7 protein-coding genes are annotated in these 11973 nt (G+C 62.5%); 3 read left to right on the top strand and 4 right to left on the bottom strand.

Features of this window, described 5'->3' with window-relative positions; genetic code table 11:
* Window positions 1-533 precede the first annotated feature (533 nt).
* The 4 genes from VHD36_20370 to VHD36_20355 form a co-directional block, all read right to left on the bottom strand.
* Window positions 534-1727, bottom strand: a complete 1194-nt coding sequence (locus tag VHD36_20370) for a DegT/DnrJ/EryC1/StrS family aminotransferase (protein HVU89696.1) — start codon at window positions 1725-1727, stop codon at window positions 534-536.
* Complete coding sequence (locus VHD36_20365) at window positions 1724-2740, bottom strand: GDP-mannose 4,6-dehydratase (protein ID HVU89695.1); 1017 nt, start codon at window positions 2738-2740, stop codon at window positions 1724-1726. The genes VHD36_20370 and VHD36_20365 overlap by 4 nt, the downstream gene beginning before the upstream one ends.
* A gap of 6 nt (window positions 2741-2746) precedes the next feature.
* The gene (locus tag VHD36_20360) at window positions 2747-4438 is read right to left on the bottom strand and encodes an aminotransferase class I/II-fold pyridoxal phosphate-dependent enzyme (protein HVU89694.1); all 1692 of its coding nucleotides are present in this window, start codon (window positions 4436-4438) and stop codon (window positions 2747-2749) included.
* 361 nt (window positions 4439-4799) lie between these two features.
* Window positions 4800-5651 (bottom strand): hypothetical protein, encoded by an 852-nt coding sequence (locus VHD36_20355; protein HVU89693.1) that lies wholly within the window; start codon window positions 5649-5651, stop codon window positions 4800-4802.
* Between the two features lie 859 nt (window positions 5652-6510).
* Here VHD36_20355 and VHD36_20350 point away from each other — a divergent pair.
* From VHD36_20350 to ileS, 3 genes are all read left to right on the top strand, one after another.
* The gene (locus tag VHD36_20350) at window positions 6511-6942 is read left to right on the top strand and encodes a hypothetical protein (protein ID HVU89692.1); all 432 of its coding nucleotides are present in this window, start codon (window positions 6511-6513) and stop codon (window positions 6940-6942) included.
* 316 nt (window positions 6943-7258) lie between these two features.
* The gene (locus VHD36_20345; protein HVU89691.1) at window positions 7259-8092 is read left to right on the top strand and encodes a purine-nucleoside phosphorylase; all 834 of its coding nucleotides are present in this window, start codon (window positions 7259-7261) and stop codon (window positions 8090-8092) included.
* Between the two features lie 262 nt (window positions 8093-8354).
* Window positions 8355-11849 (top strand): isoleucine--tRNA ligase, encoded by a 3495-nt coding sequence (gene ileS, locus VHD36_20340; protein ID HVU89690.1) that lies wholly within the window; start codon window positions 8355-8357, stop codon window positions 11847-11849.
* Window positions 11850-11973: the final 124 nt, after the last annotated feature.

Below are 11973 nucleotides of genomic sequence, written 5' to 3'. Positions count from 1 at the left end.
TGATACCGGGAGCTACGCACGCAACCGCGTGCCTGCTGGCCTCGTCGTCCGAGGACGTGCCCAGCCGAACAAGCAATCTCGAAACGTCAGGCGATACGCCCCAATGACAAGTTGTGGCGGCCATCAAACGATCAGCCACCACTCAACTAATACTTCACGAAATCGCGCAGGCACTGATGGATTTCGGCCCACGGTCAGGTTGCCCGGAAGCGCGCGGTCATACCCGTTATGAGCCCGTCTGGCTCACCAAAGCAGCCGCGAAATCTTCGTGGGGGGTAACCATACTGGAGGGGGCCGGGAAGTGTCCCGGACGTAGGTCGAAAGAAGGGGCGTGTCGTGAGCGTACGACGCCACGGACTTGCGCGCACACGCAGGCGTGAGCCTGGCCCGAGCTTTTAAAGCCGACCGGAAAGCAGCCCGAATCGCGAGCGAGGAACTACCGGCTCATTCGCGTTCTACCCTCGCTGGCGCTTCGGGCTAATGTTCAGAGTGCCACGCGCGCACTTCGACCTGCTCTGACACGATCCGCGAGACTAAATTCGCGAGACAGGCGCGGCATTGATGATGCCGCCGATCGAATGGGGCGGCGCAATCGCCGCGTGCGCTTGACCGACGGCGCCCAGCGCCGCGATCACTTCGCGCTGCTGGTCGTCGGTCATTTGCGGATAAAGGGGCAAGAGCAGCGAGCGCGTGCTGGCCTGTTCCGAGCGCGGCAAATGGCGCGGCGGCAGGTCGGCGCAGGCGGGTTCCAAATGCGCGAGCATGATCCCGCGGCGCGTGGCGATTCCGCGTTCGAGAAGCGACTGCATGAGATCGTCACGAGACACTGGCGCCTTCGGTGCCAGTTGCACCGCGTAGCTCTGAAAATTCGGCTCGGCCCACTCTGGTACGAACGGGGCTAGCAACCACGGATGACCCTCAAGTGCTTTCGAATAGCGCGCGGCCAGCTCTCGCCGACGAGCGACGATTCCCGCCAGCCGCTTCATCTGTTCGATTCCAATCGCTCCCTGGATATCCGTCATCCGATAGTTGTAGCCCAGGCACTCGTAGCTCTCGATGACCACTTTGCGTGACGAATGCCGCGCCGCATCCGAAACGCTCATCCCGTGCTGGCGAAGCAGACGCAGCCGCTCGGCGAAGTCGGCCCGGCTGGTCGTTATGATTCCCCCTTCGCCGGTCGTGATCACTTTGCGCGGGTGAAAGCTGAAGCAGGCCGTTTCGGCATGGCTGCCGATCGGGCGGCCACGATATTTGCTGCCGATCGCGCAGGCAGCGTCTTCGATGATCTTCAGGCCCCGCTTTTCGGCGAGCGCGTAAAAATCGTCCAAATCGGCCGGCAGACCGATCTGATGCACCAGCAAGATCGCCTTGGTGCGCGTTGTAATCGCCGCGCGGGCGGCCTCGACGTCAAGGTTGTAAGTCCGCGGATCGACCTCGGCAAAGATCGGCGTCGCCCCGGTATAACGGATCGAATTGGCCGTCGCAATGAACGACATCGACGGGCAAATCACTTCGTCGCCCGGCCCAATGCCGTGCAGCAGCAGCGCCAAGTGCAAGGCGGTGGTGCAGTTGCTCACGGCAACGGCGTGGGCCGCGCCGCAGTAATCGGCGACGGCGCGCTCGAAGGCCGCGACCTGTGGCCCTTGCGTGACCCAACCGCTACGAATGGCTGCCGCTGCCGCCTGCTCTTCCTCCGGCCCAAACAAGGGCAGTGTAATCGGAATCACGTCACCAATTCTCCGACGGTTTGCCAGTTGAACGGGTTCGTCTCGGCCAACAGGTCGGCCGCACTGCGCGACTGGGCCCGCACGTGGGCGAGCACGCGCTTGATTCCCTCGCGCACGTCGATCCGCGTATTGAAGCCAAGCACCTCGCGAGCCAGGCGCACGTCGGCCAGGTGCCGCTGCACGTCGCCCGGTCGCTTCGGCTGGTGATTCGGTTGGATGTGCGGCAGTCCCGCCTCTTCGAAAACGATTTTCGCCAACTGGCTGACCGAGGTCTCGACCCCCGAGCCAAGGTTGACCGTTCGGCCCACCAGGGCATCGCATTCGGCCGCACGGCACAACCAGTGCGCGGTTTCGCCGACGTAGATAAAATCGCGCGTTTGCGAACCGTCGCCAAAGATGATCGGCGGCTGGCCGTTCAAGGCCCACACGACAAAACGAGGAATCACTTCACCGGAATCGCCTTCGTGATGGCTGCGCGGCCCGAAGTTATTGAACGGCCGCACGACGATCGTCGGCAAACCGTACGTTTGATGGTAAGCCCGAGCGTACGCCTCGCCGGCCAGCTTCGCGGCGCCATAAACAGTTTCCGGAAATGTCGGATGATCTTCGTCCATCGGCGCCCGCCGGGCCGTGCCGTAGACCTCGGACGACGAAACGTGCAGGAACCGCTTGACGCCGACCCGGCGCGCTTCGGCCAGCAACGTCAAAGTGCCCGCGGCGTTCACCTCGTGGCTTTCCTGCGGATTGCCAATCGAGTGCCGCACGCCGCGACAGGCAAGGTGAAATACCGTGTCGACGTCGCGCAACACCGTCGCGACCAGCGCGCGATTGCGTATATCGCCGTGGACGAATTCGACGCGTCCGTGACGCCGCACGTCGGCCAGGTTAGCCTCCTTGCCGGTCGACAGATCGTCGAGCACACGCACCGTGCAATTCCGCAGCGTTTCGACCAGATGCGAGCCGATGAAGCCGGCTCCGCCCGTCACAAGGACCGTTTGGCCATCGAGTTTCATAGGCGTTCACTTGGAAAGGTGTGAGTTCGTATGAGCGGCGTTCCCCAGGGGAAATCCCAATGGGGCGGGGACTACCTGGATCCGGGCGGCACGGGATGTTGCCAGGCATTCCTTCATCGCCTGCACGACGTGCAGGATCTGCGCGTCGGTCAATTCGGCGTACATCGGCAGCGACAAGCAGCGGCTGGCGATATCCTCGGCGACCGGAAACACGCCACGGCCATAGCCCAGATGTGCGTACGCCGGCTGGAAGGGGACGAGCGTCGGATAGTGGATCGCCGTGGCCACGCCGCGATCGGCCAACTGCGCCATCAAGGCCTTACGATCGACTCCGTTGAGCAGCACCACATACAAGTGCCACACGTGCCCTTCGGCGTTCGTGGCCGTAGGCAAGGTCAGCTCGGGCAGGCCGGCGAGTAATTCGGTGTACCGCCTGGCATGCGCGCGGCGCGCCGCGTTCCAATCGTCGAGGTGGCGGAGCTTGACCTCGAGCACCGCTCCTTGCAGTCCCTCCATGCGAGCGTTGTAGCCGAGCTCGACGTGGTTATGCCGTCCGTCTTGTGCGTGATCGCGGAGCCGCCGGACGCGTGCCGCGATATCGGCCGAGCCCGTGACGATGGCGCCGGCCTCGCCAAACGCACCAAGATTCTTACCAGGGTAGAAGCTGAAGCACCCGACGTGCCCGACCGAGCCGAGCCGGCGGCCGCGGTGCATGGCGCCGTGCGCCTGCGCCGTGTCTTCGATCAGTACGAGCTGGTATTTGTCAGCCAGATTCTTAAGCGCGTCCAGATCGCATGCCTGGCCGTAGAGATGCACGGGTAACAAGGCCTTGGTGCGCGGAGTGATGGCACGCTCGACGAGCGCCGGATTGATCGTGGCAGTCTTGCGGTCGACGTCAACGTAGACAGGCTTCGCGCCGACGTAGCTGATGGCCCAGGTCGTGCTGATCCAGGTGTGCGGCGTGGTAATGACTTCATCGCCGGGGCCGACGTCGCAGGCCTGTAGCGCGAGTTGCAAGGCCGAGGTGCCGTTGTTCAGCCCCACGCAATAATCGACGCCGATGTAGCGAGCGAAAGCCGCTTCGAATCGCTCGACCGCCGGCCCGAGTATGAATTGCGATTGCGACGTGACGGCGTCGATGGCCGGCTTCCATTCCGATTCGATCCGCCGGTTGTGTTCGGTAAGGTCGAGAAACGGCACTTTGTTGCTCGCCGCGACGGGCGCAGATTTGCTTGCGCTGGCCAAATGAGCGGCGGGCACGCCGGCCACGACGTCGCCCGGCGCGACGTCATGCGTCACGACGGCGCCGGCGCCGACCGTGGCGTTCGCCCCGATCGTGACGCCGCACATGATCACGGCGCCCGAACCGATCGAGGCCCCGCGGCAGACGCGCGTGGGAACGACTTTCCAGTCCGCCTCGGTTTGCAACTGACCCGATGCCCCGGTCGCGCGCGGATAACGGTCGTTGATGAAGCACACGTGATGACCGACGAAGACCTCGTCTTCGATCGTCACCCCTTCGCAGACGAAGGTGTGCGAGCTGATTTTGCAGCGAGCTCCGACGGACGAGTTCTTTTGGATCTCGACAAAGGGCCCGATCCGCGTCCCCTCGCCGATCGTGCAGCCATACAGGTTCACCAGGTCCGGATACGTGATGCCGACGTTCGATGCAAAGCAGACGTTGGGCGCAATGGGCATTGTTGGGCTCGTAGACTATTGGCCGATGTAAATCCGCCTGAAAACCGCTCCCGCCTGGGCCGTTCGTGCGAGGCAACGTCGGCACGGCCGGCACCACCGTGATGGGATGTATCGGCTGCGCTCGCCTTTCGCATTAATCGAGCTGGGGAAAGTGGCGAAGCTTTTCCGGCAGCCCTCGATTGAAATAGCGCGCGGAATCGCTGTTGCAGAACGGCTCACGGCCTGGAACAGGGTGCCACGGGCGGCTTGTTCGCCAGGATTTCCGGCGATTCTGCACTGGTCGACAAGCCACCAGTGGCCCCCAGCAACCGGAGAAGCTAGCGGTGCTGTCGGGAGCAAGCGTGCCTTACGCGGGCGGCGATCAAGCGGCACGACGGGATTCGCTGGGCGATGCCGCACAATTCGCGATTCTCGGCATGTGCAGGCGCAGATTCTTACCGCCGCCGGTTTCGAAATGAATCGCGCTCGCCGGCTCGGTCGCCGAGGGCACGAAGGTGGGAATCCGCTCCGCTGGCAGATAGAAATCCGAGAATTTCACCCGCGGCCCGTTCCGCGCAGCCAGCGAAAAAACGCACGCATCTTCAGGAAGGTGCGAGATCGGCATCCCGATTTTGGCGCTCAGCGTGTGCATGACTTCGGACACGGGTGTCGCCAGTAGCCGATGCAGAAACTCCGTCGTGATCGCGTAACAGCCCCCTTGCGAATACGTCAGGCCACGCGGATGCGTGTACGGCTGGCCGAACATGTCCTCCCGACAGTCGGCAATCTGCTGAAAGACATGGCTGTTCAGAAACAGCAGATCGGCGTCAATCTTCAGAAGCCAGGCGGAAGCCCCCGCGGGCACGTCGGCCAGCATCCGGCGATAGAAATTCAGTCCGCGCACGAGCGCTTCAGCGCCCCAGCCCGTGTAGCGAGGTCCGGAAACGATCGAGAGCGGAGTCAACGACAGCAGATCACGCTTCTCGTCACCCGTTAACGGGTCAGACTCGTCCTCGTAGACATAAATGCGCGATATCTTTCCGCCTCCGTGCGCAAGCAGGCTAACCAGCGACATGCGCAGCATCGTGAAATCGCGGTGACAGCAGAAGTAAACCGCATGAATGCGGCGGTGCGCGCTGGCGGGCGAAGATAGCGGCAATGGTGGTGAGATCGCGACTTTGCTGAGCGACTGGTCATAGGCCTCGAAGATCTTGATAGCGCGGCGGTTTTGCATCGGCCTGGCAAGCTTCTTTGCCAAACGGCGAAACGGCCTGGCGACGTTCTTCGAGACCTTTCTCGCGACAGCGCCCGCGCCGTCAGCGATCGGCTGAACCAGAGAGCGAGCATTTTCTTCCATACGGTAACCAGCGCGTGTAAACGTGTGAGATGTGGCGACCACCGCAAATCAGTGCCAGGTTTCCAGCTAGCAAGGACGACGCGCAGCGCGGAGTCGCGCCCTTCTTCTATCGGCAGACAAGCGCTCTCGATGGCAACCGAAGTCTCGGTCATGGGAATCATTGCTTCGCGGAGCAGGCATGCGCCAGACCGCGACCGAAGACTGGGTAAGCCACGGCACCGTGACAAGCTCGTGCGTTGCAACCAGCCGACGATGGTTCCGTGACAATCAGCCGCGACACTTCTTGGGTACGCTCCAAAGTCGGCCCCATCGACACCCGGAATGGTGTGACCGACGCAGTTCGCTAACCGGAATTTCCGGCAAGAAATCGACTTATTTGCCTCTCAAAGCACTGATGTATCGTTTGCCTATCGTGAGGCGGCCTTGTCGAGGGAACGATGTCGCGTAAGCTATTCTTAGCGATGGATTGGTGTTGCTGTGGCTGTAACGGAGAGCTTTGAGCCCTGCACCGACTCGATCCAGCGCCGTTGGACCCGCGGGAGCGTTCCTGACCGGGACACTTCCCAGGTGTCCCAGGCCCCAGGTGTCCCAGGCCCCAGGTGTTCCAGGCTCCAGGTGTTCCAGGCGATGGCCGGCCGAGAGCGGTGTTGACGGGTCAACTGCCCGGTTGGCATGATTGATGGCCTGAAGTCCGACTGCACGAGCGACGCGATCTTGATTTCCGGGAGAATCATCGATGCCATCGGCAGACGACTCGCGAAGCGCGACACCTCAGGACAAACCTGCCGGCAAAGCCGAGCCGTTCGCCCGCGGACAGCTCGATTTTGACATTGCATTTTACGATCGCATCCTCCAGCGCGATCCGAACTACATCGACGTGTTGCGCTGTCAGGGGGAATTGCTGTCGCGCAAGGGGCTGCATGAGCGGGCCCTGGTGATCGATCGCCGTCTGGCCGAACTGCTGCCGACGGATTTCGTGATTCGTTACAACCTGGCGTGCAGCCTGGCCGTCGGCGGGTATCGCCGCGAGGCGATCGCGGCCCTGCGGGCGGCGCTCGAGCAAGGGTATGACGACTTCGAGTATCTGGAAAACGACGGCGACCTCGACTCGCTGCGCGAAGACCCGGCCTATGTCGCCCTGATGCGCGAGTACGGCATTCTGAACTAGCCGCCCCTCATCGATCGCTAACATTCTCCACGGCTGATCGGTAAGGTGCTCGGCGAGCAGCAGATTGCCGGGCACAGCTTCAAGAACGCGATTGTGGTGCAGGCGTCTCGCCTGCGAATTCGTCCGATCGGTTCAGCCGCGTGCTCTCATCGACGGTTCCGCGGGCGGGACGCTTGCGCCACGAAAAGGCGTTGGACGATCGTTTCACCACCCGCGTGCGCACCCGTCTCACGTGGCACTGGTCGCTTTTCGGCTGGTGGCGTACATTGCTCGCTGATCGGGCTTCCCCGGACCTTCCCCGCGCGTGAACGAGCCAATGCTTCACCTTGCCGCACAAATCGCCGAGGCCGCGACGTACATCCGCACCCAATGGCAGGGCACCGCCCAGGCCGGCGTGATCCTGGGCACCGGGCTGGGCGGACTCGCGCGCGAGATCGAGTCACCCGTCACGATTCCCTACGATGCGATCCCGCACTTTCCGCGCTCGACCGCGATCAGCCATGCCGGGCAGCTCGTCTGTGGCAAGCTCGGCGGCGCGAGCGTCGTGGCCATGGAAGGACGCTTTCACGCCTACGAAGGGTACAGCCAGCAGCAGCTCACCTTTCCGGTGCGCGTGATGAAGGCGCTGGGGGCCGACACGCTGATCGTCTCGAACGCTTGCGGCGGCATGAACCCGTTCTATCGCCGCGGCGACATCATGGTGATCGACGACCACATCAACCTGCTCGGGGACAACCCGCTGATAGGGGTGAACGACGAAGCCCTGGGCCCGCGCTTCCCGGACATGTCGTGCCCCTACGACCCGGCTTTGATCGAATGTGCCCTGGAGATCGCCCGGCTCGAGAACTTTACCGCCCATCGGGGTGTCTATGTAGCGGTGACGGGACCGAATCTGGAAACCCGGGCCGAGTATCGTTTCCTGCGGACGATCGGCGCGGACGTGGTCGGCATGTCGACCGTGCCCGAGGTGATCGTGGCCGTCCACGCGAGCATGCGGGTCTTGGGGCTGTCGGTGATCACGGACATGTGCTTCCCCGACGCGCTCGAGCCGGCCAATATCGACATGATCCTGGCCGCGGCCGCCGAGAGCGAGCCGAAGCTGCGGGCGATCGTGCTGGGGGCACTACAGCGGATCGCCGTGGAGCGGTAAGTGAAGCGGTCCGCCATCCAGCGGAGTCTGTTTCGCAGATGTTGGCACCTCTCCCCCCCGATTGAAAAAACGCCCCCTGGCTGCTCTAGTGGGCTATTCGTCAGGGCGGCCCGGGTGGCCCTAATTCTTGTATGGGAAATTCCCTGGGTGCCCCTGACCACTTGTTTGTCAGGCCGCCGTAGGCGCACCGGCGAACCCGAAGGCGGGTCCTTGCGGGCCGCTTTGCGCCGCTCGTTGTACGTCGATTTGTTCGAATCTGCCTATGTTTCGCCCTACGCCCAACGCCGACTTTCCCAAGCTCGAACAGCAAGTGCTCGACTTCTGGCGCGAGCGCGCGATCTATGCGAAGTCGCTCGCCCGCCGCGAGGGATCGCCAAAATTCGTCTTCTACGAAGGTCCCCCCACGGCCAACGGCATGCCGCATCCGGGGCACTGCCTGACGCGGGCGATCAAGGACCTCTTCCCGCGCTACCAGACCATGCGCGGACGCTACTGCGAACGCAAGGCGGGCTGGGACACGCATGGGCTGCCGGTCGAAGTCGAAGTCTGCAAAGAGCTGGGCATCCACGCGAAGGAAGAGATCGAAGCCTATGGCATCGAGCCCTTCATCCACCGCTGCCAGCAGAGCGTGTGGCGCTATATGCAAGAGTGGGAACGGCTCACCGAACGGATCGGCTTTTGGATCCGCCTGGATCATGCCTACGTCACGTATCACCAGAGCTACGTCGAAAGCGTCTGGTGGTCGCTCAAAAATCTGTTCGATCGCGGTCTGCTCTACCAGGGGCACAAAATCGTCTGGTGGTGGGCACAAGGCGGCACGGCACTCAGTTCGGGCGAAGTAGGCCAGGGCTATCGCGAAGTGGCCGACCCGAGCGTGTTCGTGCGCTTTCCGCTAGTTGTCGACGAGAAAACCGAAAAGCTGGGGCTCGACGCGAACACGAGCCTGTTGGTCTGGACCACCACGCCCTGGACGCTGCCGAGCAATCAATTCGCGGCCGTGCATCCCGAGTTGGAGTATTCCGTCGTCGTTGACGAGCACGACGGGCAAACGCACAAGCTGATCGTGGCCTCGGCCCTGGTCGAGACGCTTGCCGCGAAGGTCAAGCGCGAGCTGCACGTCGAGAAGAAGCTGATGGGCTCAAAGCTGGTCGGCTGCCGCTATGTGCCGCCCTTTGACTATTACTACAGGAGCCTCGGCAATGTGCTCGGACGTGTCGACTACGCGCCGATGGAAGCGACCGTTGCGAACTACTACTTCCACAAACAAGGCCTGGACACGGCCGACGTCGAAGTGGAGGTCGCGAAGAGTGAAAGGTACGTCGGCTGGCGAATCGTGGGTACGGGATTTGTTACTACCGACAGCGGCACAGGCATTGTCCACATTGCACCAGCATTTGGCGAGGACGACTTCGAGGTCCTCAATAACGAACGCCGCACGTTTGGGTCAAACGGCAGCGGACCGGATCTGCTTTGCCCTGTCGCCTCGGACGGTAAGTTCGACCTTGGACCGCCTGGAGATAGGTCTACCGCCGAGGCGCCTGATTATCGGGGCCGCTGGGTTAAAGACTGCGATCGCGACATATCACGCAACCTACGCGATCGCGGACTGCTTTGGCATCAAGAACAGTACCTGCACGACTATCCGTTCTGCTGGCGGGCCGACGAGGATCCGCTGATCCAATATCCGCGCAGAAGCTGGTTTATTCGCACATCACAGTTCAAAGTGCAGATGCTCGCCAATAACGCCGAGATCAACTGGCTGCCCGAGCACATCAAGGATGGCCGCTTCGGCAACTTTCTGGCCACCAACGTCGATTGGGCCCTGTCGCGCGAACGCTACTGGGGTACGCCGCTACCGATCTGGGTTTGCGATAAGACCGGTCGGATGGAAGCCGTGGCCAACTATGCCGAGCTGATTGCAAAGCCCGGCGTGCGCGGCACCGAAGTGTGGGACGCCGCGAAAAAGAAGAATCCCGAGCTGGTCGACGATCTGAAGATCCACAAGCCGTACATCGACGCCATCACGTACGACTCGCCGTTCGAAAAAGGCGGCCGCATGACGCGCGTCACCGAAGTCATCGACTGTTGGTATGACTCGGGCGCGATGCCGTTCGCCCAATGGGGTTACCCGGCGAGCGACAGCGCAGAACGATTTCAGGAAAACTTCCCGGCCGATTTCATCAGTGAGGCGATCGATCAGACGCGCGGTTGGTTCTATAGCCAACTGGCGATCAGCACGCTGGTCTTCGGCGACGTGAAGTTCCCCCACCCGTTCCGCAACTGCATCGTCTTGGGGCTGATGCTCGGCGAAGACGGGCAGAAGATGTCCAAGAGCAAGCGGAACTATCGCGAGCCGGGCGAGATCTTCGATCGCTACGGGGCCGACGCGCTGCGCTGGTACTTCTTCGCCAATCAGCCGCCGTGGACCTCGATTCGCTACAACGAGCAGGCGATCAAGGACAGCATCCCCGAGTTCCTCTTGCGGTTGTGGAACGTCTACAGCTTTTTGGTGATCTACGCCAATATTGACGGCTTCGATCCGGCGAAGTCTTTGCCGGGCGAGGCCGGGCAGCTCGCGCCCGAGGATTTGGCGCGGGCGGCGGATTATCGGCCGGTGGCGCAGCGCAGCGAGCTCGATCGCTGGATCCTCAGTGAGCTCGCCCGCACGAGCGCCGCGGTCGTCGAGCGAATGGACGCCTACGACAACTTCAACGCCTGCGCGCGGATCACGGAGTTTGTCGACGCCCTGTCGAACTGGTACGTGCGCCGCAGCCGGTCGCGCTTCTGGAGTGGCGAGTCCGCTCGTAAAGGCTCGGACAAGCTCGACGCCTATTGGACTTTGTACGAATGCCTGGTGACCACGGCCAAATTGGTGGCGCCATTCGTGCCGTTTTTGTCCGAGACGCTCTGGCAAGGGCTGGTGCGCGAGCCGTTCGGCGATCGCGCCGCCGAAAGCGTGCACTTGTGCGATTATCCGTCGGCCAACGCCGCGGAGACCGACGAGCAGTTGTCGGTGCGGATGAACCTGGTGCGCGAAATTGTCTCGCTCGGTCGCAGCGCGCGAATGAACGCCAAGCTGAAAGTCCGGCAGCCGCTGGCCAAAGTCGAAGTAATCCTGGCCGACCCGACGCATCGCGCCTGGCTCGAAGAGCACAACGGCCTGGTGAAAGACGAACTCAACGTCAAGCAGGTCGAGTACACGCAGAAAGCCGATCAGTACATCAGCTACACGGTGCTGCCTGATCTGAAACGTCTCGGACCACGACTGGGCAAGCAATTGCCGGCGCTGAAAAAAGCGCTCGCCGAGGCGGACGCGGCGCAGCTCCTGGCGCGGATGGAGGCGGAGGGCGCCGTCACCTTCGACCTGCCCGACGGATCGGTCACGCTCGACGCACAAGATTTGCAAGTCCGCCTGCAGGCCAAGCCCGGCTGGGCCGCGGCGCAAGGTCCGGCCGCCGTCGTCGTGCTGTCGACCGAGCTGACCGACGAGCTCGTGGCCGAGGGACACGTGCGGGATCTGGTCCACTCGATCCAGAATCAGCGCCGCGACACAGACTGCGAATACACCGACCGCATCGAGCTGGGGATCGTCACCGAAAGTGCCGTGCTGCGCCAGGCGATCAAGGATTTTGCCGAATACGTGCAGAGCGAAACCTTGTGCGTGAAGATCGTGTTCGAGCCTTTGCCCGGTATTGGGCCGGTCGAGATCAAGCTGGCCGGCGAGAGCGTGCAGATTTATTTGAAGCGCCTTAAGTAGGGTGCCCTGTGGGCACCGCGTTCGCATCGCGGCAAGATGCCAATCCCTGAATAGGGAGGAGTTAGGGGAGGGTCGACGCGTTCGGCAAGGGACACGTGTTCGTTGAGTGAGCGGTTTGCCCCTC

It is taken from the genome of Pirellulales bacterium, from assembly GCA_035546535.1.
Taxonomy (GTDB): domain Bacteria; phylum Planctomycetota; class Planctomycetia; order Pirellulales; family JACPPG01; genus JACPPG01.
This window is presented reverse-complemented; position numbering and strand designations above follow the sequence as displayed.